General features: G+C 70.0%; 21 protein-coding genes and 1 riboswitch. Of the genes, 12 read left to right on the plus strand and 9 right to left on the minus strand.

The window, feature by feature from the left end; all coding sequences use genetic code 11:
- Positions 1–56 precede the first annotated feature (56 nt).
- From ABD705_RS10730 to ABD705_RS10760, 7 genes are all read right to left on the minus strand, one after another.
- On the minus strand, positions 57–1,343 hold the full coding sequence (locus ABD705_RS10730; RefSeq protein ID WP_344783383.1) for a thymidine phosphorylase: 1,287 nt from the start codon (positions 1,341–1,343) through the stop codon (positions 57–59).
- A 64-nt stretch (positions 1,344–1,407) separates the two neighbouring features.
- A complete protein-coding gene (locus ABD705_RS10735) occupies positions 1,408–1,809 on the minus strand; it encodes a cytidine deaminase (RefSeq protein ID WP_344783385.1) in 402 nt (133 codons plus the stop codon).
- 37 nt (positions 1,810–1,846) lie between these two features.
- Complete coding sequence (locus ABD705_RS10740) at positions 1,847–3,118, minus strand: ABC transporter permease (protein ID WP_425562073.1); 1,272 nt, start codon at positions 3,116–3,118, stop codon at positions 1,847–1,849.
- A complete protein-coding gene (locus tag ABD705_RS10745) occupies positions 3,118–4,479 on the minus strand; it encodes an ABC transporter permease (RefSeq protein WP_344783389.1) in 1,362 nt (453 codons plus the stop codon). The genes ABD705_RS10740 and ABD705_RS10745 overlap by 1 nt, the downstream gene beginning before the upstream one ends.
- Positions 4,476–5,990, minus strand: coding sequence for an ABC transporter ATP-binding protein (locus ABD705_RS10750; RefSeq protein ID WP_344783391.1), 1,515 nt, complete (start codon positions 5,988–5,990; stop codon positions 4,476–4,478). The genes ABD705_RS10745 and ABD705_RS10750 overlap by 4 nt, the downstream gene beginning before the upstream one ends.
- Before the next feature lie 85 nt (positions 5,991–6,075).
- A complete protein-coding gene (locus ABD705_RS10755; RefSeq protein ID WP_344783393.1) occupies positions 6,076–7,230 on the minus strand; it encodes a BMP family lipoprotein in 1,155 nt (384 codons plus the stop codon).
- 146 nt (positions 7,231–7,376) lie between these two features.
- Complete coding sequence (locus ABD705_RS10760) at positions 7,377–8,489, minus strand: mannose-1-phosphate guanylyltransferase (RefSeq protein WP_344783395.1); 1,113 nt, start codon at positions 8,487–8,489, stop codon at positions 7,377–7,379.
- A 163-nt stretch (positions 8,490–8,652) separates the two neighbouring features.
- On the opposite strand from ABD705_RS10760, the gene sdhC reads away from it, so the two are divergent.
- The 8 genes from sdhC (at position 8,653) to ABD705_RS10800 (ending at position 16,318) form a co-directional block, all read left to right on the plus strand.
- Positions 8,653–9,087, plus strand: a complete 435-nt coding sequence (gene sdhC, locus ABD705_RS10765) for a succinate dehydrogenase, cytochrome b556 subunit (RefSeq protein WP_344783397.1) — start codon at positions 8,653–8,655, stop codon at positions 9,085–9,087.
- A 1-nt stretch (position 9,088) separates the two neighbouring features.
- Positions 9,089–9,532: a succinate dehydrogenase hydrophobic membrane anchor subunit gene (locus ABD705_RS10770; protein WP_344783399.1), complete on the plus strand. Its 444-nt coding sequence runs from the start codon at positions 9,089–9,091 to the stop codon at positions 9,530–9,532.
- Positions 9,533–9,560: 28 nt separating this feature from the next.
- Positions 9,561–11,366 (plus strand): succinate dehydrogenase flavoprotein subunit, encoded by a 1,806-nt coding sequence (gene sdhA / locus ABD705_RS10775; protein ID WP_344783401.1) that lies wholly within the window; start codon positions 9,561–9,563, stop codon positions 11,364–11,366.
- Positions 11,366–12,136: a succinate dehydrogenase iron-sulfur subunit gene (locus ABD705_RS10780; RefSeq protein WP_344783403.1), complete on the plus strand. Its 771-nt coding sequence runs from the start codon at positions 11,366–11,368 to the stop codon at positions 12,134–12,136. Before sdhA ends, ABD705_RS10780 begins: the two co-directional genes overlap by 1 nt.
- Positions 12,137–12,185: 49 nt before the next feature.
- Complete coding sequence (locus ABD705_RS10785) at positions 12,186–13,445, plus strand: YihY/virulence factor BrkB family protein (RefSeq protein ID WP_344783405.1); 1,260 nt, start codon at positions 12,186–12,188, stop codon at positions 13,443–13,445.
- A 41-nt stretch (positions 13,446–13,486) separates the two neighbouring features.
- Positions 13,487–14,347, plus strand: a complete 861-nt coding sequence (locus ABD705_RS10790; protein ID WP_344783407.1) for an exodeoxyribonuclease III — start codon at positions 13,487–13,489, stop codon at positions 14,345–14,347.
- Between the two features lie 62 nt (positions 14,348–14,409).
- Positions 14,410–15,420 carry a tryptophan--tRNA ligase gene (gene trpS, locus ABD705_RS10795; RefSeq protein WP_344783409.1) on the plus strand — a complete coding sequence of 337 codons (1,011 nt, stop codon included), beginning with the start codon at positions 14,410–14,412 and terminating at the stop codon, positions 15,418–15,420.
- A gap of 37 nt (positions 15,421–15,457) precedes the next feature.
- Positions 15,458–16,318, plus strand: a complete 861-nt coding sequence (locus ABD705_RS10800) for an Fpg/Nei family DNA glycosylase (protein WP_344783411.1) — start codon at positions 15,458–15,460, stop codon at positions 16,316–16,318.
- A gap of 10 nt (positions 16,319–16,328) precedes the next feature.
- Here the strand turns inward: ABD705_RS10800 and glpK are convergent, their stop codons facing one another.
- Both glpK and ABD705_RS10810 read right to left on the minus strand, forming a co-directional pair.
- On the minus strand, positions 16,329–17,870 hold the full coding sequence (glpK, locus tag ABD705_RS10805; protein WP_344783413.1) for a glycerol kinase GlpK: 1,542 nt from the start codon (positions 17,868–17,870) through the stop codon (positions 16,329–16,331).
- Positions 17,871–18,113: 243 nt separating this feature from the next.
- Complete coding sequence (locus ABD705_RS10810; protein ID WP_344783414.1) at positions 18,114–19,820, minus strand: glycerol-3-phosphate dehydrogenase/oxidase; 1,707 nt, start codon at positions 19,818–19,820, stop codon at positions 18,114–18,116.
- A 140-nt stretch (positions 19,821–19,960) separates the two neighbouring features.
- Positions 19,961–20,117: riboswitch (FMN riboswitch) on the plus strand.
- A gap of 59 nt (positions 20,118–20,176) precedes the next feature.
- On the opposite strand from ABD705_RS10810, the gene ribD reads away from it, so the two are divergent.
- The 4 genes from ribD to ribH are packed head-to-tail and all read left to right on the plus strand — an operon-like array spanning position 20,177 to position 23,656.
- Positions 20,177–21,202 carry a bifunctional diaminohydroxyphosphoribosylaminopyrimidine deaminase/5-amino-6-(5-phosphoribosylamino)uracil reductase RibD gene (ribD, locus tag ABD705_RS10815; protein ID WP_344783416.1) on the plus strand — a complete coding sequence of 342 codons (1,026 nt, stop codon included), beginning with the start codon at positions 20,177–20,179 and terminating at the stop codon, positions 21,200–21,202.
- The gene (locus ABD705_RS10820; protein ID WP_344783418.1) at positions 21,202–21,858 is read left to right on the plus strand and encodes a riboflavin synthase; all 657 of its coding nucleotides are present in this window, start codon (positions 21,202–21,204) and stop codon (positions 21,856–21,858) included. The genes ribD and ABD705_RS10820 overlap by 1 nt, the downstream gene beginning before the upstream one ends.
- Positions 21,855–23,186 carry a GTP cyclohydrolase II gene (gene ribA / locus ABD705_RS10825; protein WP_344783420.1) on the plus strand — a complete coding sequence of 444 codons (1,332 nt, stop codon included), beginning with the start codon at positions 21,855–21,857 and terminating at the stop codon, positions 23,184–23,186. Before ABD705_RS10820 ends, ribA begins: the two co-directional genes overlap by 4 nt.
- Complete coding sequence (gene ribH / locus ABD705_RS10830; protein ID WP_344783421.1) at positions 23,183–23,656, plus strand: 6,7-dimethyl-8-ribityllumazine synthase; 474 nt, start codon at positions 23,183–23,185, stop codon at positions 23,654–23,656. Before ribA ends, ribH begins: the two co-directional genes overlap by 4 nt.
- Positions 23,657–23,662 lie beyond the last annotated feature (6 nt).

The raw sequence follows: 23,662 nt of genomic DNA on the forward strand, positions 1-23,662 counted from the left end.
ATGATTGTGCCGCACGCAGGCATACGCGCGCGGGCCGCGGATGCGCCGGCGCGGGCTCAGGCCGTGATGCGCTCGTGCACCAGCGGCGGCAGGGCCGGAGCATTCGCCCCGATCTCGACCGCCCCTTCCAGCGCATCCAGCGCCCGGGCGAACCGGGACGCGTCGTCGGCCGCCAGCGTGTACAGCGGCTGGCCACCGGTCACAGTATCACCCGGTTTGACGTGCAGCTCGATGCCGGCCGCGTGCACCACCGCGTCCTGCGGGCGGGCGCGCCCGGCGCCCAGCCGCCACGCGGCCACGCCGAAGTCCCACGCATCCATCCGGGCCACCACGCCGGCCGCGTCGGCCGTGACGGTGTGCGACTCGCGCGGCGTGGGCAGCGCGGCGTCAGGGTCGCCGTCCTGCGCGCGGATCATCGCCCGCCAGACGTCCATCGCCCGGCCGTCGTGCAGCGCCGCCGCGACGTCGGCGTCGGGCTGTCCGGCCAGGGCCAGCATCTCGCGGGCCAGCGTCACAGTCAGCTCGACCACGTCGGCGGGGCCGCCGCCGGCGAGCACCTCGACCGATTCGCGCACCTCGTTGGCGTTGCCGACGGCACGGCCCAGCGGCGTGTTCATGTCGGTGATCACGGCGACCGTCGCGACCCCCGAATCGGAGCCGAGGGCCACCATGGTGCGGGCGAGCTCGCGGGCGCGGTCGAGGTCGCGCATGAACGCGCCGGTGCCGACCTTCACGTCGAGCACGAGCGCCGAGGTGCCCTCGGCGATCTTCTTCGACATGATGCTCGAGGCGATCAGCGGGATGGCCTCGACGGTGCCGGTCACGTCGCGCAGCGCGTACAGCCGCTTGTCGGCCGGGGCCAGCCCCGGCCCGGCCGCGCAGATAGCCGCGCCGACCCCGGCCAGCTGCGCCATCAGCTCGTCGCCGGTCAGCGCGGCGCGCCAGCCCGGGATCGACTCGAGCTTGTCCAGCGTGCCGCCGGTGTGGCCGAGACCCCGGCCGGACAGCTGCGGCACCGCGACGCCGAACGAGGCGACCAGCGGCGCCAGCGGCAGCGTGATCTTGTCGCCCACGCCGCCGGTGGAGTGCTTGTCGACGGTGCGCTTGCCCAGGCCCGCGAAGCTCATCCGCTGCCCCGAGGCGATCATCGCATCGGTGAGCACCCGGATGTCTTCCCGTCCCATGCCGTTCAGCAGCACCGCCATCGCGAACGCCGCCATCTGCGCGTCGGTGACGTATTCGCGGGTGTAGGCGTCGACCATCCACCGCAGCGCGTCCTCGGGCACGCCGGTGCCGTCGCGCTGTGCGCGGATCACGTCGACCGCGTCGAAGGGCTCTGTCATCGTCTCGTTCCCACTGTCGTTTCGACTCGCTGGCGCTCGCGCAACGACCGGGACCCAGGCTCGCTCAACGACCCGCCTCCTGCAGGTCGCGGGGGCCCCAGGCATCGGGCAGCACCTCATCGATCGTGCGGATGCCCGAGACGGTGTCCAGCAGCATCCCGGGGATCGCGTGCTCGAACAGCAGCTGCCGGCAGCGCCCGCAGGGCATGATCGTCTCGCCGTGGCCGTTCACGCACACGAATGCGACCAGCTGCCCGCCGCCGGAGCGGTGCAGGTCGCTGACCAGCCCGCACTCGGCGCACAGGGTCAGGCCGTACGAGGCGTTCTCGACGTTGCAGCCCGAGATCACCCGCCCGTCGGTGACGAGTGCGGCGGCGCCCACCCGGTACCTCGAATACGGCGCGTAGGCGTGCTCCTGGGCGTCCCGCGCCGCGGCGTGCAGCACGTCCCAGTCGATGTCGGTCACGATCTCCCTTTCGTCGGGTGCAGGCGGATGCTCCGCCCTAGCCCTTTATGTACGGTTTGCCGTCCGCCGCCGGCGCCCTGATCTGCCCGGCGAACCCGGCCACGGCCAGAATCGTCACGACGTACGGCAGCATCAGCATGAACTCGCTGGGGATGGGCGTCTTCAGCACCGTGAGCAGGTTCTGCAGGTTCGTCGCGAAACCGAACAGCAGTGCCGCAAGCGTCGCCTTGATCGGGTCCCAGCCGCCGAAGATGACCGCCGCCAGCGCGATGAAGCCGAGCCCGGCGGTCATGTCCTTCGTGAACTGCGGCACCGAGACCAGCGTGAAGTACGCGCCGCCGATGCCGGCGATAGCCCCCGCCAGCAGCACGTTCCAGAACCGCGTCGGGTTGACCTTGATGCCGACGGTGTCGGCGGCCTGCGGGTGCTCGCCGACCGCGCGCAGGCGCAGGCCCCAGCGGGTGCGGTACAGTCCCCACGCGACGACGGCGACCACGACGTACATCAGGTACACGATGAAGGTCTGGTGGAAGAAGACCGGACCGATCACCGGGATGTCGCCCACCAGCGGGATCTTCCACTTCGGGAACGTGACCGCGCTGTTCAGCTGCGCGCCGTTGGGCGCCAGCAGCGCACCGTAGAGGAAGCCGGTCAGACCCGACACCAGCACGTTCAGCACGACGCCGACGATGATCTGGTCGACCAGGTAGCGGATCGCGAAGGCGGCCAGCACGAACGCGACCAGCATGCCGCCCACCATGGCGCCCACGAGCCCCACGAACGGGCTGTGCGTGATGCTGGAGAGCACCACCGCGGCGAACGCGCCCAGCAGCAGCTGGCCCTCGATCGCGATGTTGACCACGCCGCCGCGCTCGCCGATCACGCCGGCGAGGGCACCGTAGACCAGCGGCACCGACAGCGACAGCGCGCCGGCGAGGGTGCCGGCCACCGGCACGACCCCGCCGCCCTGGGCCGCCCAGGCCAGGAAAGCGAATATGCCCAGCACGGCATAGCCGATCGGCAGCCACAGTGTCGTGCGCCGGTAGGCCACGGCATCCAGCCACGTCCACACCGTCAGCAGCGCGACGATCACCCACAGCGTCCACACCGTGGGCGCGGCGGGCAGGTGGATGTCGCCGATCGAGATCGAGATGCCGTCGCCGATGCGGAAGATGCTCTCACCGCCGGCCGGTGAGGCGAGGAACAGGACGCCGAGGATCACGGTGACGATGGTCAGCGTGATCGGCAGCTTGTAGTGCCGGGTGCGGACCAGTTCCGGCGTTGCCGGTGCTGCTGTGGTCGTGGTCATCATGCCACCGCCTTGCGCTCGGCGTCGGCTCGGCGCCGGGCGGCCTTGGCGCGCCCCTTGGCGGAGCGGTCCGCATCGTTCTTGGGCAGCCCGAAGATCGTGCGCACCAGCGGCGGCGCCGCGATGAACAGCACGATCATCGACTCGACGACCAGCACGATGTCGATCGGGATGCCTTCGGCGGCCTGCATCGTGAACGAGCCCGCCTTCAGGGCGCCGAACAGCAGCCCGGCCCACAGGGTCCCCCAGGCGCGGCTGCGACCGAGCAGCGCGACGGTGATCGCGTCGAAGCCGATGCCGGCGTCGATGCCGCCGTCGAACCCGCTGGTGACCGAGCCGAGGATCTGGTTCATGCCGGCCAGGCCCGCCAGCGCTCCGGCGAGCACCATCGCGTAGACGTACATCCGCTGCACGCTGATGCCCGATGCGCGGGCGGCGTTCGGGTTCTCCCCGACCGCGCGCAGCCGGAAGCCGAGGCTGGAGTGCTCGATGAGCCACCAGACGATCAGAGTGGCCAGCACCACGACCGGGAAGCCCCAGTTCAGCAACGGGAACTGCGGGCCGAACAGGGAGGGGAACTGCGCCGAGGCGGGCGTGGGCGAGGAGATCGGCTGATTCTGTCCGGGCTTGCGCAGCAGGCCGGGGGTGCGCACCAGCCAGCTGATCAGGTACAGCGCGACGAAGTTCAGCATGATCGTCACGATCACCTCGTGCGCACCGGTGCGGGCCTTGAGCAGCCCCGCGATGCCGCCCCACACGGCGCCGCCGACGATGCCGGCGATCAGCGTCAGCGGCAGGTGGATCCACATCGGCAGGTCGAGGTTGAAGGTGACCAGCGCCGCGACCGCGCAGGCGATCAGCATCTGGCCGCGCGCACCGATGTTGAACAGCCCGGCGCGGAAGGCCAGCGCCACGCCGAGGCCGGCGGCGATCAGCGGCGCGGCGAAGCCGAGCGTGTTGGTCAGCGGCCGGATGAACTTGACGAAGCTGTCCGCGCCGGGATTGACGATCGCGCCCTGGAACAGTGCATAGTACCCACCCGAGACCGACCGCCAGATGGCGACCAGCATGTCCTGCGGACGGGCGAAGAAGTAGCCGGCGGTGCGCTGGACGTTCTCGTCGGTCACGGCGATCAGGATGCCGCCGACGATCATCGATGCGACGATGGCCAGGATCGTGGTGACGACCGAGCCGCGCAGGATCTCGCGCAGGATGACGGTGCCGCGCGGCGCGGGCGGCACCGGCTCGGATGCGGCCGGCGCGGGCGCGGCGTGCCCGCTGAGCGGTCCGGTCGCGCCGGGCAGCTGTGCGGGCGGCAGGCCGGTGGGCTCCGGCTCGGCGCCGGGGATGCGATCGGTCACGCGGCGGCCTCCGTCGGGTTCTCGCCGGCCATCATCAGGCCCAGTACGTCCCGCGGGGTGTCGGCGGGCACGATCCCCACGATCCCGCCGCGGTACATCACGGCGATGCGATCGGCCAGCGCCACGACCTCGTCCAGCTCGCTGGAGACGACGATGACCGGGATGCCCGCATCCCGCGTGGCCACGATGCGCTTGTGGATGAACTCGATGGAGCCCACGTCCACGCCCCGAGTGGGCTGGGAGGCCAGCAGCAGCTTCAACTCGCGGCTGAGCTCGCGCGCGATGACGACCTTCTGCTGGTTGCCGCCGGACAGCGATGTCGCGGGGGCGGCGGGACCCTGCGTGCGGATGTCGAACTCGTCGATCTTCGCTCGGGCGAATTGTTCGAGGGTGGCGCGCCGGATCGTTCCGGCGGTGCGGAAGGCGGGGTCGGAGCTGCGATCGAGGATGAGGTTCTCGGCGACCGTGAACGAGCCGACCAGGCCGTCCTCCTGACGGTCTTCGGGCACGAAGCCGACGCCCTCGTCGAGGACGCCGCGCACGCTCTTGCCGACCAGTTCGACCTCGCCGAGGCGGATCGAGCCGGTGACGCGCTCGGCCAGGCCGATGATGGCCTCGCTCAGCTCGGTCTGGCCGTTGCCCTGCACGCCGGCGATGGCCACCACCTCGCCGGGGCGCACGTCGAAGCTGATGTCGTCCACGAGCACCGAGCCATCGGTGCCCACCACGCGCAGATCGCGCACCTGCAGTCCGCCGGTGCCGATCCGGGGCGGATCCTTGTGCACCGTGAGCTCGACCGCGCGACCGACCATCATCGAGGCGAGTTCGGCGTTGGTGGCGGTCGGGCTGGCCTCGCCGACGACCTTGCCCAGGCGCACCACCGTGATGCGGTCGGCCACCTCGCGCACCTCGCGCAGCTTGTGGGTGATGAACACGATGGCGGTGCCCTCGTCGCGCAGCTGGCGCATGATGGCCATGAACTCGTCGGTCTCCTGCGGGGTGAGCACGGCGGTGGGCTCGTCGAAGATCAGGATCTTCGCATCGTGCGTGAGCGCCTTGATGATCTCCACCCGCTGCTGCACGCCCACCGGCAGATCGCCCACCCGGGCGTCGGGGTCGATGTGGAACCCGAACCGCTCGGCGACCTCGCGCACCCGGCGCCGGGCCGCAGCGACATCCAGCGCGCCGACGGCGTTGGTGTCCTCGTGGCCGAGCATCAGGTTCTCGGCGACGGTGAACACCGGGATCAGCATGAAGTGCTGGTGCACCATGCCGATGCCCGCGGCGATCGCGTCGCCCGGCCCGCGGAAGTGCTGCGGCACGCCGTCGAGCACGATCTCGCCCTCGTCGGCCTGGTACATGCCGTAGAGCACGTTCATCAGCGTCGACTTGCCGGCGCCGTTCTCCCCGAGCAGCGCATGGATCTCGCCGCTGCGCAGTTCGAGATCGATGTGATCGTTGGCCACCAGTGTGCCGAACCGCTTCGTCACACCGCGCAGTTCGAGCTTCATATTCTGCACCTTATCCGCATTGACACCACCCAGAACAGAACGCGGCCGGGCGGGATGCGACGCATCCGCCCGGCCGCGCCAGGGACTACTTGGGCGAGTTCTCCGAGGTGACCTTCAGGTCGCCCGAGATGATCTGCTTCTGCAGCTCGGCCAGCTTGTCGGTCAGCCCCTTCGGCAGCTTGCTCTCGAAGTCGTGGAAGCTGGACAGCCCCACGCCCTCGTTCTTCAGCGTGCCGATGTACGGTGTGACGTCGTAGTTGCCACTGGCGGCGGACATCACGGTGTCGTACACGGACTGGTCGATGCGCTTCATGATCGACACCAGCGTGATGCCGGCCACCGACGGGTCGGCGACGGCCAGGTCGGAGTCCACACCCATCATCAGCGTGTCCTTGCCGCTGTCCTTGATCGCCGCTGCGGCGCTCTGGTAGATCGGACCGCCGACGGGCAGGATCACGTCGACGCCCTGGTCCAGCAGGCCCTTCGCGGTCTGCTTGGCGGTGTCATTGGCGGCGAAGCCGCCGGTGAACGAGCCGGTCTGCTTGGCGACGTCCCAGCCGTAGGTGGCGACCTTGGCGCTGTTGTCGTCGTTGAACTTCTGCACGCCGTCGATGAAGCCGTCCATGAAGATCGACACCGATGGGATCTGCAAGCCGCCGAAGGTCGCGACCTTGTCGACGCCGGCCTGGTGCGAGTAGGCCGCCGCGGCGTAGCCGCCCAGGTAGGCCGCCTCGACGGTGTTGAACAGGATCGGCTTGATGTTCGGCGCGTCGACCTTGCCGTCCGGGATGTCCTTGCCGTCCTTGTCCTTGGCACCGGAGTTGTCGGCGGCGTCGTCGATGATGGCGTAGTTGATCTTGGGGTTGGCCAGCGCCGAGGCGATCGTGTCGGCCGACAGCTTGAAGCCCACCGAGATGATCAGCGTGCAGTTCTGGCCGACCAGGCTCTCCAGGTTCGGGGCGTACGCGCTGGCCGAGTCGGACTCGACGTCGATGCTCTGGACCTTCAGGTCCTTGGCGGCGCGGTCGATGCCGGTCTTGGCGGACTGGTTGAACGACCGGTCATTCCAGCCGCCGTCGTCCGAGACGATGCAGGGCTTGAAGCCGGCAACCGCGGCCTGGCTGCCGCTGCCGTCGCCGGTCGGGGCCGCCTCGGGTGCGGCACCGCAGCCGGCGAGGGCGAGGATGAGGCCCGCTGCGGCGGTGAGGCCGACGAGCTTACGGGTAGAAGAGATGGTCAACGCGACCTCCACGAAAAAGCGCCGCGGATTTCGCGGGTGCTCGTTCGAAGGTACATACCGCGCCCTGTTTGTGCACACTTATCACAGTTGACTTAGCGAAAGGTTATCAACCCGCAATAATTCGACTTGTAAGACCGTGCGTTCTGCTACAGCACGTCACGACCGGTCAGCTTGAGCGCATCCACCACGCCCTTCACCCGCTGCGCGTTCTCACTGGTGGTCACCAGCAGCGCGTCCGGAGTGTCGACCACGACGATGTCCTTGACACCGATCAGCGAGATCACCCTCTTGGTCTGGCTGACCACGATGCCGCTGGCCGAGTCGGCGAGAACGCGGGCGTTGGAGCCGAGTATGGCCAGATCGTTCTTGCGGCCGTGCGAGTTGAGCTTGGCCAGGCTCGCGAAGTCCCCCACGTCGTCCCAGTCGAAGTGACCGGGGATGACGGCGAGCCGGCCGCGCTCGGCGGCAGGCTCGGCGACCGTGTAGTCGATGGCGATCTTCTCCAGGGTCGGCCACACCCGGTCCACGACCGGTCCGCGCGCGGCGTGGTCGTCCCACGCCTCGGCCAGGTCCATCAGTCCCGCATACAGCTGCGGCCGGCTCTCGGCGATCTCGCCGAGGAGCACATCGGCGCGGGCGATGAACATGCCGGCGTTCCACAGGTACGAACGGTCGGCGAAGTACTCCTTGGCGGTGGCCAGGTTCGGCTTCTCGACGAAGCGCTCCACCATCGCCGCCTCGGGCGCGCCGTCCACGATCAGCTCGCCGGCCTTCTTGATGTAGCCGAAGCCGATCGACGGCTCGGTGGGCGGGATGCCGATGGTGCAGATGTAGCCTTCGCGTGCCACCGCGATCGCCTGCTGCACGGCCCACTCGAACAGGTGCGGTACCCGGATGACCTGATCGGCGGGGAACGAGCCGACGATCACGTCCGGCTCGCGGCGAGAGAGGATGGCCGCGGCCAGCCCGATCGCGGCGGTCGATTCGCGCGGCTCCGACTCGAGGAACACGTTGGCATCGGCGATCCCGGGCAGCTCCTTCTCGACCGCGGCGCGATGGGCGCGGCCGGTGACCACGGCGATCCGGTCGGGGCCGGACAGCGGCGCGAGCCGGTCCCAGGTGTCGCGCAGCAGCGTCTGGCCGGACCCGGTCAGATCGTGGAGGAACTTCGGCGCGTCGGCGCGGGACAGCGGCCACAGTCGGCTGCCGATGCCGCCGGCAGGGATGATCGAATAGAAGTCGGAGACCGGCTCTGTCATGGGCTCAAGGCTAGTCGCACCGGCGCGCCGGGATGCGGCCCGCCGGTTCGACTCCCTCCGCGGGACGGGAATAGGATGGGCTCGCGCCCGTGTGACGCCGAGGCCGCCCGGCCTTTGAGGGGCATGTGTCGCCCCGACTCGAGTTCGACCAGGGAGGACGACCGTGTCTGCACCAGCACGCCTCACATCGTCGGTATCTCAGACCACGTCCAGAACGCCGCGCGGCACGCTGTACCGCGGACATGAGGGCATGTGGTCTTGGGTGCTGCACCGTATCACCGGCATCGGGATCTTTTTCTTCCTCCTGGTGCATGTGCTCGACACCGCGCTGATCCGGGTCTCCCCGAATGCGTACGACGCGGTGATCGGCACGTACAAGCAGCCGATCATGGGCATCGGCGAGATCGTCCTGGTCGCCGCGATCGCGTACCACGCCTACAACGGCCTGCGCGTGATCATCGTCGACTTCTCGGAGAAGGGCGCGAAGTTCCAGCGTCAGCTGTGGTGGGGCGTGCTCGCCCTGTGGGTCGTCACAATGGCCGGCTTCGTCCCCCGCCAGGCGATGGTCATCATCGCCGAGATCACCGGAGGGCACTGAGATGACCGCCGACACCATCGTGAACCCGCGCACGCCGGTCGCACCGCGCCGCAAGGGCGTCAACCTCGAGAAGTGGGGCTGGCTGTTCATGCGCGGCTCGGGCGTGCTCCTGGTCGTGCTGATCTTCGGGCACCTGTTCGTGAACCTGATGCTCGGCAAGGGCGTACTCGGGCTGGACTTCGCCTTCGTCGCCGGCAAATACGCCACGCCGTTCTGGCAATGGTGGGATGTCATCATGCTGTGGCTGGCGCTGATCCACGGCACCAACGGCATGCGCACCATCGTCAACGACTACGTGACGCACAACGGACCCCGACGGGTGCTGATCTGGGCGCTGTGGCTGGTGGCCGCGTTCCTGATCCTGCTCGGAACACTGGTCGTCTTCACCTTCGACCCCTGCATCCCGCCCGTCCCCGACGCGCTGGCCGGCATCTGCCCCGCCTGACCCACCCAGAGACAAAGGCAACGCACAAGTGAGCACCCAGGAACAACAGGGCGTCGTGAGAGACGGCGTGCACTACCACAAGTTCGACATCGTCATCGTCGGCGCCGGCGGCGCCGGGATGCGCGCGGCCCTCGAGGCCGGGCCCAACGCGAACGTGGCGGTGATCTCCAAGCTCTACCCGACGCGTTCGCACACCGGCGCCGCGCAGGGCGGGATGGCCGCGGCACTGTCCAACGTCGAAGAGGACAACTGGGAGTGGCACACCTACGACACCGTCAAGGGCGGCGACTACCTGGTCGACCAGGATGCCGCCGAGATCCTCGCCAAAGAGGCCATTGACGCCGTCATCGACCTGGAGAACATGGGGCTGCCGTTCAACCGCACCCCCGAGGGCAAGATCGACCAGCGCCGCTTCGGCGGGCACACCCGCGATCACGGCAAGGCCGCCGTGCGGCGCTCCTGCTATGCGGCCGACCGCACCGGGCACATGATCCTGCAGACGCTGTATCAGAACTGCGTGAAGCTGGGCATCAACTTCTTCAACGAGTACTACGTGCTCGACCTGATCACGGTCAAGGAGGACGGCCAGACCCGCATCGCCGGGGTCGTCTCATATGAGCTGGCCACCGGTGAGCTGCACGTCTTCCAGGCCAAGGCCATCATCTTCGCGACCGGCGGCTTCGGCAAGATCTACAAGACGACCTCGAACGCGCACACCCTGACCGGTGACGGCGTGGGCATCGTGTGGCGCAAGGGACTGCCGCTGGAGGACATGGAGTTCTTCCAGTTCCACCCGACCGGCCTGTACGGCCTGGGCATCCTGCTGACCGAAGGCGCCCGCGGCGAAGGCGCGATCTTGCGCAACGCGTCCGGCGAGCGGTTCATGGAGCGCTACGCTCCGACGATCAAGGACCTCGCGCCACGTGACATCGTGGCCCGCAGCATGGTGCAGGAGGTGGCCGAAGGCCGCGGCGCCGGCCCGCACAAGGACTACGTCTACCTGGACTGCACACACCTGGGCGCCGAAGTGCTCGAGACCAAGCTCCCCGACATCACCGAGTTCGCCCGCACCTACCTGGGCGTGGACCCGGTCACCGAGCCGGTGCCGGTGATGCCGACCGCGCACTACGCGATGGGCGGCATCCCGACCACCAACGACGCCGAAGTGCTCGCCGCCAACACGACCGTCGTGCCGGGCCTGTACGCCGCCGGAGAGTGCGCGTGCGTCTCGGTGCACGGCTCGAACCGGCTGGGCACCAACTCGCTGCTGGACATCAACGTGTTCGGCAAGCGCGCCGGCCGCAACGCTGTGGCTTATGTCAACAAGACCCCGGACTGGCTCCCGATCCCCGAAGACCCCGCCAAAGAGGTCCGCGAGCTGATCGAGGGGCTGCGCGCCGGCACCGGCACCGAGCGGATCGCGACGCTGCGCAAGACGCTGCAGGACGAGATGGACCGCAACGCCCAGGTGTTCCGCACCGACGAGTCGCTGGCGGGCGTGCTCGGCGTGATCGAGGAGCTGCGGGCGCGCTACAAGAACGTGCACGTGGACGACAAGGGCCGTCGCTTCAACACCGATCTGCTCGAGGCGGTCGAGCTCGGGTTCCTGCTGGACATCGCCGAGGTCGTCGTCTACGCCGCCCGCAACCGCAAGGAGAGCCGCGGCGGCCACCAGCGCGACGACTACCCCAAGCGCGACGACGTGAACTACCTGAAGCACACCATGGCGTACCTGACCGGCGACCCGCACTCGTCCGACGCCACCGACCACGTCACGCTGGATTGGAAGCCCGTGGTCATCACGCGCTACCAGCCGATGGAGAGGAAGTACTGATGTCAAGCACTGTCGTCGAGTCTGACAAGCCGGCGCCTGCTGCGGAGCCGCCGATCCAGTCGTTCCTGGTCACCTTCAACATCCGACGGTTCGACCCGGAGGTGGACGAAGAGCCGCGCTGGGTCGACTACGACGTCGAGCTGTACCCGACCGAGCGGGTGCTGGACGCGCTCCACAAGATCAAGTGGGAGCAGGACGGGTCGCTGACCTTCCGCCGCTCGTGCGCGCACGGCGTGTGCGGGTCGGATGCGATGCGCATCAACGGCCGCAACCGCCTGGCCTGCAAGACCCTGATCAAGGACCTGGACATCTCCAAGCCGATCTACATCGAGGCCTTGAAGGGACTGCCGCTGGAGAAGGACCTGGTTGTGGACATGGAGCCGTTCATGGACTCCTACCGCGCCATCCAGCCGTTCCTCATCTCGCACTCGGCCGCCGAGCCCGGCAAGGAGCGCTACCAATCCGCCGAGGACCGCGCCCGCTACGACGACACCACCAAGTGCATCCTGTGCGCCGCCTGCACCTCGTCGTGCCCGGTGTTCTGGACCGACGGGCAGTACTTCGGTCCGGCCGCCATCGTCAACGCGCACCGGTTCATCTTCGACTCGCGCGACGATGCGGCGGACGTGCGTCTGGACATCCTCAACGACAAGGAGGGCGTCTGGCGCTGCCGCACGACCTTCAACTGCACCGAGGCGTGCCCCCGCGGCATCCAGGTGACCCGTGCCATCGCGGAGGTCAAGCAGGCGGTGCTGCGCGGCGGACGCTGATCCGGCAGCGCCGCGCGCTGCGCGAGGGCGCTCTGGGTAGTCTGTGACCGTGAGTCAGACCCGCCTGCCGCGCCCGAGCGCCGACGCCTCGGGGTCGGGGCGCGCAGGAGTGGCCATGGGTGGGGTGGATGCCGCACCCGGCGACGACGACAGTCTGCGCGAGCGCGGGGAGGCGCTCGCCGCCTCGCTGCGCGAACGGTTCGACGAACCGCTGAGCCGTGCCACCGCGCTGACCCGGCGCACCCTGGCCTGGTTCGGGGTGCGGGTGTGGCGGCACTTCCTGCGCAACAACGGATTCCTGCTGGCGGCCAGCATCAGCTATCAGTCGCTGTTCTCGATCTTCGCGGTCATCTACGTGGCATTCGCCTCCGTCGGTGTCTGGGTCGGGGGCAGCCCGGCCGCGATCGAGCGGATGATCGGGCTGGTCAACCGCTACATCCCGAATCTGATCAGCGACGAGGGCGGCCTGATCGCGCCCGAGGCGGTCACCGAGGTCGCCGGGGCCAGCGGCGGGGTCCTGGCCGTCACCGGTGCCGTCGCGCTGGCTGTGGCGATCTGGACCGCGATCGGCTTCGTGACGTTCACGCGGCGAGCGGTGCGCGACATCTTCGGGCTCTCCTTCGACCCGCGCAACTACTTCATCCTGAAGACCCGCGATCTGATCGCGGCAGCCCTGTTCGGTCTGGCGCTGATCATCGGCGGCGCGGTCGGCTCGATCGCCGGCGGCCTGCTGGACTGGCTGCTGGGCCTGGCCGGGCTTGGGCATCGATCCATCGGATTCCAGATCGCGGTGCGCGCGCTCTCCGCGCTGGTCGCGTTCGCGGTGAACTCGGTCGCGCTGGCTGCGCTGGTGCGATTTCTGGCGGGCACCTCGCTGCCCTGGCGCACGATCTGGCCGGGTGCGCTGCTGGGTGGAGCGGCCATCGCCGTGCTGCAGGTCGGTGTCGGACTGCTGTTCTCCTACACACCGTCCAATCCGCTGCTGGCGACGTTCTCGGTGATGATCGGATTCCTGGTCTGGTTCCGCCTGGTCGGCATCGTGATCCTGGTCTGCACCTCGTGGATCGCCGTGGCCGCACAGGACGGTGACATCCCGCTGCGCACGCCCAGCCAGGCCGAGCGGCTGCTGGCCGAGCATGAGGCACTGCTGACCGCGGCACACATCCGGCTGCGCGAGGCCCGTGCGCACCTCACGTCCTCGCCCTGGTACCGGCGTCGCCGTGCGGCGCGCGCGGTGCGGGAGGCCGAAGTCGAGCTCGCGCGGGTCGAGGCCTCCGCTCCCCCGCTGCCGATCGGCGCGCGCCGCTGAACCACCGCCCGGCGTCGGAGGCCGCAGCTAAGGTGGAACGCGTGCCCGCACCGAAACGACAGCCCGACACCCTCCGCATCGCCTCGATCAACGTGAACGGCATCCGCGCCGCCGTCCGAGGCGGGATGCTCGCCTGGATCGATCAGGCCGAGCCCGACGTGATGGCGCTGCAAGAGGTGCGCGCCACGGCCGAGCAGCTGCGCACGGCGCTGCCGGGCTGGCAGATCGTGAACGACGAAGCGCTGGCGAAGGGCCGTGCCGGTGTCGCCATCGCCACCCGCGCACCGGTATCGGCATCGCACACGGGACTGGCCGCCGACGAGCTCGATTCGGCCGGACGCTGGATCGAGGCCGACCTCGCGCTGGGCGATGCGCGCCTGAGGATCGTGAGCGCCTACGTCCCGACCGGCGAGGCCGACACCCCCAAGCAGGATCAGAAGTGGGGGTTCCTCGACGCGATGACGGCGCGGCTGCCGCAGCTCGCCTCCGGTGGAGCCTTGGCGCTGGTCATGGGCGATCTGAACGTCGGGCATCGCGAACTGGACATCCGCAATTGGCGCGGGAACGTGAAGAAGGCCGGGTTCCTGCCGCGCGAACGCGCTTACTTCGACCGGTTCTTCGGGCCGGCCGGCGCACCGGTCGAAGGGGTCGACGGATCCACCGGCACGGGCCTGGGCTGGGTGGATGTCGGCCGTCGGTTCCATGGCGAGGTCGACGGCCCTTACTCCTGGTGGTCGAACCGGGGCAAGGCCTTCGACAACGACACCGGCTGGCGCATCGACTACCACGTGGCGACGCCGGCGCTGGCCGAGCGGGTGCGCGACTATTTCATCGGCCGCGCACCGTCGTGGGACACCCGGTGGAGCGATCACGCACCGGTCGTGGTGGACTACGCCCTCTGACGGCGACGGCGTGCGATGACCCGCGCCGAGGGCCGAGGCATCCGCACCCGTAGGATTGTCAGGTGAACAAACCGCGCCTCTACTCCGGAATGCAGCCCTCCGCCGACTCCCTCCAGGCGGGCAACTACATCGGGGCGCTGGTGCAATGGCGTGATCTGCAGCAGGCGTACGACGCCTTCTTCTCCGTGGTCGACCTGCATGCGCTGACCCAGCCGAGCATCCCGGACGAGCTGCGCGCGAAGACCCGGCGCACCGCCGCACAGTACATCGCCGCCGGCATCGAGCCGAGCCAGTCGACGCTGTACGTGCAGTCGCACGTGGCGGCCCATGCCGAGCTGACCTGGATCCTGTCGACGATCACGGGGTTCGGCGAGGCGAATCGGATGACCCAGTTCAAGGACAAGTCGCAGCGCTACGGCAACGAGAACACCACCGTCGGCCTGTTCACCTATCCGGTGCTGATGGCCGCAGACATCCTGCTGTACCAGACCGACATCGTCCCGGTCGGCGAGGACCAGAAGCAGCACGTCGAGCTCACCCGCGATCTGGCGGAGCGGTTCAACAGCCGCTATGGCACCGCGTTCACGGTGCCCAGGGCCGTGATCCAGAAGGAGACCGCGCGCATCTACGATCTGCAGAACCCGACGTCGAAGATGTCGAAGTCGGCCGAGTCGGATGCCGGTGTGCTGTGGCTGCTGGATGACCCGGCGATCACGAAGAAGAAGATCATGCGCGCCGTGACCGACTCCGAGGGTGCGGTCCGCTTCGACCGCGAGAACAAGCCGGGTGTGTCGAACCTGCTGGTGATCTATGCCGCACTCAGCGGCCGGCAGGTTCCCGCGATCGAGGACGAGTACGCCGGCCGCGGCTACGGCGACTTCAAGAAGGGCCTGGCCGATGTCGTGATAGGCGAGTTCGGTCCGGTGCGCGAGCGTGCGCTGGCGCTGCTGGACGATCCGGCCGAGCTGGACCGGATGCTGGCGGCGAACGCCGCGCGCGCGTCCGAGGTCGCCGAGCGCACTCTCGCCGACGTCTACGACAAGGTCGGACTGCTGCGCCGCGCGGTGCTCTGACCCCTCCCGTGTCGGCGATGCGTGACAGGATGGGCGCATGCCGGAGATGCCGGAAGTGCAGGGGCTCGTCGACTTCCTCGACGGGCGCGTCACGGGGACGGCGATCACGCGTGCGACCGTCGCGGCGATCGCCGCACTGAAGACGTACGACCCTCCGATCGACGCCCTGCACGGGGCATCCATCACCGGTGTCACGCGTCACGGCAAGTTCGTCGACATCGCGACCGACGCGGCACATCTGGTCTTCCACCTGGCGAAGGCGGGGTGGCTGCGCTGGTACGACGCGCTGCCGTCGACTGTCATCAAGCCCGGTCGCACGCCGATCGCGCTGCGGGTCGCGCTGTCGGACGACTCCGGCTTCGATCTGACCGAGGCCGGCACCAAGAAGTCGCTCGCGGTCTATGTCGTGCGCGACCCCGCTGACGTGCCGGGCATCGCGCGGCTCGGCCCGGATCCGCTCGACGAGGGCTTCGCTCGGGAGGCCTTCGCCACGCTGCTGGCGGGCAAGCGCACGCAGATCAAGGGGCTGCTGCGCGATCAGGCGGTGATCGCGGGCATCGGCAACGCCTATTCTGACGAGATCCTGCACGTCGCGCGCATGTCGCCGTACGCGCTGGCGGCGAACCTCACCGATGCCGACATCGACACCCTGTACGCGGCGATGACCACGACTCTCGCCGAGGCGCTGGCCGAGGCATCCGGCAAGCCCCCCGCCGATCTGAAAGACGCCAAGCGCCGCGGCATGCGGGTGCACGGCCGGCGGGGCCAGACCTGCCCGGTCTGCGGCGACACGGTGCGGTCGGTGTTCTTCGCCGACAACAGCCTGGAGTACTGCCCCACCTGCCAGACCGGCGGCAAGGCCCTCGCCGACCGCCGGCTGTCGCGGCTGCTGAAGTAGGCGCGGCCCGTCAGCGGTCGGGGGCGTCTGCCACGGCGCGGACGTCGTCATCCACCCAGTCCAGCGACTTCGTGACCGCCTTCTGCCACATCCGGAGGCGACGCTCGCGTTCATCGCCGGCCATCGCCGGCTCGAACCGACGGTCCTGCAGCCACAGCCCGCGCAGCTGGTCGAACCCCGACCACAACCCGGTCGCCAGTCCGGCCGCGTATGCGGCGCCCAGCGCCGTCGTCTCGACCACCTGGGGCCGGACGACCGGGATGCCGAGGATGTCCGCCTGGAACTGCATCAGCAGGTCGTTGCGAGTCATCCCGCCGTCCACCCGCAGCTCGGGCAGCGCCTGGCCGGTGTCGCCGACGGCGGCGTCGATGACGTCGCGGGTCTGGAAGGCCGTCGCCTCCAGCGCGGCACGTGCGATGTGCGCCTTGTTGACGTAGCGGGTCAGACCGACCAGGGCACCTCGGGCATCCGCCCGCCAATAGGGTGCGAACAGGCCCGAGAACGCCGGCACGAAGTAGGCCCCGCCGTTGTCGTCCACGGTGGTGGCGAGGCTCTCGACGTCCTCGGCGCGGCTGATGATGCCGAGGTTGTCCCGCAGCCACTGCACGAGCGAGCCGGTGACCGCGATCGACCCTTCCAACGCGTAGCGGGCCGGCTGCCCGTCGCATCGGAACGCCACCGTCGTGATGAGGCCGTGCTCGCTGCGCACGATCTGCTCGCCGGTGTTCACGAGCAGGAAGTTTCCGGTGCCGTAGGTGTTCTTCGACTCGCCGGCCTCGAAGGCCACCTGCCCGAAGGCCGCCGCCTGCTGGTCGCCGAGGATCCCGGCGATCGGGATGCCGCGTGCCGCGGGCAGCTGCACGTGCCCCACGGTCTCGGATGATGAGCGGATCTCGGGCAGCATCGCGCGCGGGATGTTCCAGATCTGCAGCATCTGATCGGACCAGTCCAGGCGCTGCAGATCCATCAGCAGCGTGCGCGAGGCGTTGGTCACATCGGTGACGTGCACGCCGCCGTCGGTGCCGCCGGTCAGGTTCCAGATCACCCAGCTGTCGGGCGTGCCCAGCAGCAGATCGCCGGCCTCGGCGGCCGCGCGGGCGCCCGGCACCTGATCGAGGATCCATGCGATCTTCGATGCCGAGAAGTACGTGGCCAGGGGCAGCCCGGTCTCGCGCGCGAAGCGCTGCACGCCGGCCGGGTCCTGCGCGGCGAGCGCGTCGATGCGCTCTTGGGTGCGGGTGTCCTGCCACACGATCGCGTTGTAGACCGGGCGTCCCATGCGGCGGTCCCACACGATCGCCGTCTCACGCTGGTTGGTGATCCCGATGCCGGCGATCTCGCCCGCGCTCAAGTGGGCGCGCTCCAGCGCCTGTGCGAGAACCCACTCGGTGTTGGTCCAGATCTCGGCGGGGTCGTGCTCGACCCAGCCCGCACGCGGAAAGATCTGCTCGTGCTCGCGCTGCGCGGTCGCGACGATCTGCCCCTGCCGGTCGAACACGATCGCTCGGGTCGAGGTCGTCCCCTGGTCGATCGCCAGCACATGCTCGGCCACGCTGCCCCCTCGCCCGCACCGCGGCTGCTTCCGCGTCTACGCCTACGTCTGACGGCCAGGCTACCGCGAGGCTCCGATCATCGCCGCGTGCGGTGCCGGCAGGTTCGGGACGCCGCCGCCCGGCTGCCCAGCCGGATTCGCGCTGTCTGAAACGCATCCTGAACTTCCGGCTCACGCTCTGCTGAACCTCCCGCCCACGCACCGCTGAACCTCCGGCTCAGACACTGCCCCGGGGTGCGGCGGTCAGGAGGGTGCCGGGACGGCCGCGTGCACGGCGGCCGATGCGCGGTCCACCTCGGCCGCGCAGGCATCCGCATCCCACCCCAGCACCGGGGCGATGGCCTCGGCGACCTCGCGGGCCGCATCCGCCGACGCCCGGCCGGTGAAGGCGATGCTGGTGCGACGCATCAGCACATCGTCCAGGTGGTGCACGGCCTCGGTCGACGCCACGTGCCGCAGCTCGGCGGTGCTGTAGCGGGGCAGCGAGATCAGGGCGGCATCGTCGGGGTCGGCCGCGATCGCGGCGATCACCTCGGCGGCCAGGGTGCCGTAGCGCGCCAGCAGCACGCCCACGCGCGCCGGGCCCAGTCCCCCGTCGTGATCGGCGACCCACTGCCGCCGCGCCCGTTCGGTGACCGGGAAGCCCCGGCCGCCGCCGATCGCCACGCCCTTCGTCGAGCAGCGCCGCGGGTGCGCGAGCAGCCCGAGCGTGCGGTCGGTCAGGTGCTCGGCCGATGCGCGGAACGTGGTCCACTTGCCGCCGACCAGGCTCAGGATGCAGGCATCCGTCCGCCCCGGCAGGGGGGCCCGCTCGATCCGGTAGTCGCGCGAGACGAACCCGGGCGCGAGGTCGCCGTGACCGGGCAGCGGCCGCACGCCGGAGTACCGGTAGACGATCTCCTGCCGCGAGACCGGGACGTCGGGCAGCACGTGTGAGATCAGTTGGAGGAAGTAGTCGACCTCGGCCTCGGTGCACACGATCGGGTCGGCCATGTCGTGCTCGATGTCGGTGGTGCCCACCAGCACCCGGCCCTTCAACGGGTAGATCAGCACGATCCGCCCGTCGCTGTGTTCGAAGAAGAGCTCCCGGCCGCCGGTGGCCGCCAGCAGCTGCGGGTGGTCCAGCACGATGTGCGAGCCCTTCGTGCCGCCCATGTAGCGGGTGCGCTCGTGCAGCTGCGCGTTGGTGACGTCGGTCCACGGCCCCGTCGCGTTGATGACGACGGATGCCGTGAACGGCACCTCGCTGCCGGTCTCGACATCCCGCAGCACGACGCGCCCGTCGTCGACGCCGACCGCCGCGGTGTAGTTCGCGGCGCGTGCACGACCCGCCCCCGCCGCGAGCCCGTCACGCAGCACATCCAGGGCCAGTCGCTCCGGATCGTGCACCGAGGCATCCCAGTACGTCGCCGTATACTTCACGTCGGGGTTCAGGTGCGGCAGCTGCCGCAACGACGCGCGCCGCCCGTGGAAGCTGTGCCGCGGCACCCGTCCGCCGCCGCGCGAGAACGAATCGTAGATGACCAGCCCGATCTTGATCAGCACGGCGCCGCGCTCGTGCGGTGTCCCCGACCCGTGCCGGAGGAACCGCAGCGGCGCCGACAGCACGCCGGAGAACGTCGAGAAGATCGGGATCGTGGTCTGCAGCGGCCGCACGTAGTGCGCGGCGGTGCGCAGCAGCGCGTTGCGCTCGGTGACCGCCTCGTGCACGAGGCGGAACTCGCCGTTCTCGAGATAGCGGATGCCGCCGTGGATCATGTGGCTGGACTTGGAGGATGCTCCGCTGACGAAGTCACCGCGCTCGACGAGGGCGACATCCACCCCTTGCATCGCCAGATCGCGCAGTGCCGCGATTCCGTTGATGCCGCCACCGATGACCAGCACATCGGCGTACGGGCGGGCCGCGAGCTGCGCGAACCCCTCGCGCTGAAGTGTGCCGGTCCCCTGCATCCGCGTGCCCTCCCTGGTATCCAGGCTATGTCCCCCTTACGGGCACGGGCCGTATTCATGCCCGTCGGGTGTGTGCACCGCGGCGCACCCGCCCGGGGATGATCCGCGCCGCCGGGCGCCCGCTAGACTCGTAGCAGTACAACGTGCTCCGGGGTCGGTGTGAATCCGAACCGGCGGTGACAGTCCGCGAACCGCGGCCCGCATCTGGGATGGGGGCCCGGCCGATCCGGTGGAATTCCGGGACCGACGGTGAAGTGATGGTCCACCATCACAAGTCCGGATGGGAGGCAGCACGCGCAGCGCCGTGGGCGCTGCCGCCGCCCGTCGCCTGGAGTGCCCGAAGGCCAGGAGAGTGGATGTCGGCGAGTGCGATCGAGCAGGACGCGATGCGTCGTGCGCTCGAGCTCGCCCGGCGCGGACCGCGCGGGCTGAACCCGCAGGTCGGCGCGGTCATCCTCTCCCCCGCCGGCGAGATCATCGCCGAGGGCTGGCATCGCGGCGCCGGCACCGCGCACGCCGAGGTGGACGCGCTGTCGAAGCTGCCCGGCGACCAGGCCCGCGGCGCCACGGCGGTGGTCACCCTCGAGCCGTGCAACCACACCGGCCGCACCGGCCCGTGCGCGGTCGCCCTGATCGAAGCCGGAGTCTCCCGCGTCGTCTACGGCATCGACGACCGCGGCGTGCGCTCGGCCGGCGGCGCCGACCACCTGCGCTCGGCCGGCGTCTCGGTCACCGGCGGCGTGCTCGCCGACCGCGTGCGCCTGCTCGTGCACGACTGGCTCGTCGTGCAGCGGCTGGGCCGCCCGCACATCAGCGTCAAGTGGGCGCAGAGCCTGGACGGCCGGGCTGCCGCCGCCGACGGCACCAGCCAGTGGATCACCGGCGCCGTCGCCCGCGCCGACGTGCACCGCCGCCGCGCCGGTGCCGACGCCATCGTCGCGGGCACCGGCACCGTGCTCGCCGACGACCCGGCCCTGACCGCGCGCACCGCAGACGGCACGCTGTACCCGCACCAGCCGGTGCCGGTCATCCTCGGCGTCCGCCCCGTCCCAGCCGGCGCCGCCGTGCGCCGCCACCCGCACGAGGCGCTGTTCTTCGACGGGCGCGATCTGCCGGCGCTCCTGGAGGATCTGCGCGTCCGCGGCATCCAGCGCGTGTTCATCGAGGGCGGCCCCACGATCGCCAGCGCGTTCATCCGCGCGGGTCTGTACGACCAGATCCTCGCCTACATCGCCCCGGTGCTGCTGGGCGGCGCCCGGCTCGCGCTGGCCGACCTGGGCGTGCCGACCATCGGCGCCGCACGGCGCCTGGCGGTGGCATCCGTCGACACTCTCGGCGACGATCTGCTGATCGTCGCCACCCCGTCCGAAGGAGACCTCTAGTGTTCACCGGAATCATCGAAGAGCTCGGCAGCATCACCGCCGTGGCGCCCTCGGGCGACGGCGTGCGGCTGACCGTGCGCGCGCCGACGGCGGTGTCGGATGCCGCGCACGGCGACTCGATCGCGGTCAGCGGCGTGTGCCTGACGGTCGTCGACCAGGGCGCGGACTGGTTCACCGCCGACGTGATGGCCCAGACCTTGCGGATGTCGACGCTCGACGACGCGGTCGCCGGCCGCCGGGTGAACCTCGAGCGGGCGATGGCCGCCGGCGACCGGCTGGGCGGCCACATCGTGCAGGGGCACATCGACGCCACCGGCACGGTCGCGGCGGTCCGCCCCGGCGACCAGTGGCGGGTGCTGCGCATCGGGCTGCCTGCACCACTGGCCGACCTCGTCGTCGACAAGGGCTCGATCGCCGTGGACGGCGTCTCGCTCACCGTCAGCGCCGTCAGCGCCCCCGAGGCCGCCGAGCCATGGTTCGAGGTGTCGCTGATCCCCGAGACCCTGGCCGCGACGACCCTGGGCGAACGCGCTGCCGGCGACCGCGTGAACCTGGAGACCGACATCCTCGCCCGCCATGTGCGGCGCATGCTCGCATTCACCTCGGCATCCGGCACTCCGGCCGGACACGATTCGAACGAAGGGGGCTCCCGATGAGCCTGGCCACCATCCCCGAAGCACTGGAGAGCCTGCGCGCAGGCCGCCCGGTCCTCGTCGCCGACGACGAGAACCGCGAGAACGAGGGTGACGTCATCCTGTCGGCACAGCTGGCCACGCCGGAATGGCTGGCGTGGACGATCCGCTACTCCAGCGGATACCTGTGCGCGCCGATGCCGGCCGAGTGGGCCGACCGGCTGGACCTGCCGCCGATGGTCGCGCGCAACGAGGACTCGCGCGGCACCGCGTACACCGTGAGTGTGGATGCCGCCGACCGCGTCTCGACCGGGATCAGCGCCACCGACCGCGCCCACACGCTGAACGTGCTGGCCGACCCCGATTCCACGCCCAGCTCGGTGATCCGCCCCGGGCACGTGCTGCCGCTGCGCGCCGTGGACGGCGGTGTGCGCGAGCGCAGCGGCCACACCGAGGCCGCCGTCGAGCTGACCCGGCTCGCGGGCCTGTCGCCGGTGGGCGCCATCGCCGAGGTCGTCGCCGAGGACGGCAGCATGATGCGGCTGCCGGGGCTGATCGAGATGGGCGAGCGCTACGGCGTACCGGTCATCACGATCGAGTCGCTGATCGCCTACCTGGACGAGCACGACCCGCGCCCGGCGGCGCCGGTGCACAAGCGCCGGGTCAGCCTGCGGGCCGAAGCCCACGTGCCCACCTCGCACGGCACCTTCCGATTCCTGGTCTACAAGGACCGGATCACCGGCACCGACCACCTCGCCGTCGTCTCGGGCACTCTCTCCGACGACGCGCCGCTGGTGCGGGTGCACTCGGAGTGCCTGACCGGCGAGGCGTTCGGGTCGCAGAAGTGCGAGTGCGGGCCGCAGCTGCGCGCGTCGCTGGACCTGATCGGCCGCGATGGCGGCGTCGTCGTGTACATGCGCGGGCACGAGGGCCGCGGGATCGGCCTGCTCAACAAGCTGCGGGCGTACAGCTTGCAGGAGGAGGGCCTGGACACCGTCGACGCGAACCTGGCACTGGGCCTGCCGGCCGACGCCCGCGATTATGCGGCGGCAGCGGGCATCCTCGCCGACCTCGGCGTGCAGCGGGTGCGGCTGCTGACCAACAACACCGACAAGGTGACGCAGCTGCGTGAGTTGGGCCTGGACATCGCCGAGCAGGTGCCGCTGCTGGTGGGCGTCGGGCCGAACAACCACCAGTACCTCGAGACCAAGCGCGACCGGATGGGTCACATCATCGACGCCGACGACCTCGCCGACGCGCTCGAGCAGATGCACGAGGCTGGCCATGACGGCGCCCTCCACCACAGCGACGTGCCCGAGGGCGACGTGCCGGCTGCGGGGGCGACGGCGTGAGCAAGGAAGGGGCGCCGCAGGCGCAGGAGTTGGACGGCCGGGGCCTTCGCGTGGTCGTGGTGGCCGCGACCTGGCACGAGAAGATCATGGCGGGGCTCGTCGCCGGCGCGCAGCGCACGCTGGACGCTTCCGGCGCCGCCTATCGCGTGGCGCGGGTGCCCGGCTCGTTCGAGCTGGCCACGGCCGCTCAGGCGGCCTTCGCCGGCGGCGCCGATGCCGTGGTGGCCCTGGGTGTGATCATCCGCGGTGGCACGCCGCACTTCGAATACGTCTCGGCCGCGACCACCGACGGCCTGAACCGGGTGGCGCTGGATGTCGGCAAGCCGGTGGGGTTCGGAGTGCTGACCCTGGATGACGAGGAGCAGGGCCTGGATCGGGCCGGGTTCCCCGGTTCGCAGGAGGACAAGGGCGCCGAGGCCGTCGATGCCGCGCTGCGGATGGTCGCCATCCTGCGCGACCTGCGCGGCTGAGACCCC

It is taken from the genome of Microbacterium kribbense (genome assembly GCF_039537285.1).
GTDB lineage: Bacteria > Actinomycetota > Actinomycetes > Actinomycetales > Microbacteriaceae > Microbacterium > Microbacterium kribbense.

Excerpts from the sequence above, each read along its gene's own strand:
- ABD705_RS10730 (WP_344783383.1), bottom strand. The coding sequence starts at position 1,343 with ATGACAGAGCCCTTCGACGCGGTCGACGTGATCCGCGCACAGCGCGAC.
- ABD705_RS10770 (WP_344783399.1), top strand. The coding sequence starts at position 9,089 with ATGACCGCCGACACCATCGTGAACCCGCGCACGCCGGTCGCACCGCGC.
- ribA (WP_344783420.1), top strand. The coding sequence starts at position 21,855 with ATGAGCCTGGCCACCATCCCCGAAGCACTGGAGAGCCTGCGCGCAGGC.
- ABD705_RS10750 (WP_344783391.1), bottom strand. The coding sequence starts at position 5,990 with ATGAAGCTCGAACTGCGCGGTGTGACGAAGCGGTTCGGCACACTGGTG.
- ABD705_RS10760 (WP_344783395.1), bottom strand. The coding sequence starts at position 8,489 with ATGACAGAGCCGGTCTCCGACTTCTATTCGATCATCCCTGCCGGCGGC.
- ribD (WP_344783416.1), top strand. The coding sequence starts at position 20,177 with ATGTCGGCGAGTGCGATCGAGCAGGACGCGATGCGTCGTGCGCTCGAG.
- ABD705_RS10740 (WP_425562073.1), bottom strand. The coding sequence starts at position 3,118 with ATGACCACGACCACAGCAGCACCGGCAACGCCGGAACTGGTCCGCACC.
- ABD705_RS10800 (WP_344783411.1), top strand. The coding sequence starts at position 15,458 with ATGCCGGAGATGCCGGAAGTGCAGGGGCTCGTCGACTTCCTCGACGGG.
- ABD705_RS10780 (WP_344783403.1), top strand. The coding sequence starts at position 11,366 with ATGTCAAGCACTGTCGTCGAGTCTGACAAGCCGGCGCCTGCTGCGGAG.
- ABD705_RS10810 (WP_344783414.1), bottom strand. The coding sequence starts at position 19,820 with ATGCAGGGGACCGGCACACTTCAGCGCGAGGGGTTCGCGCAGCTCGCG.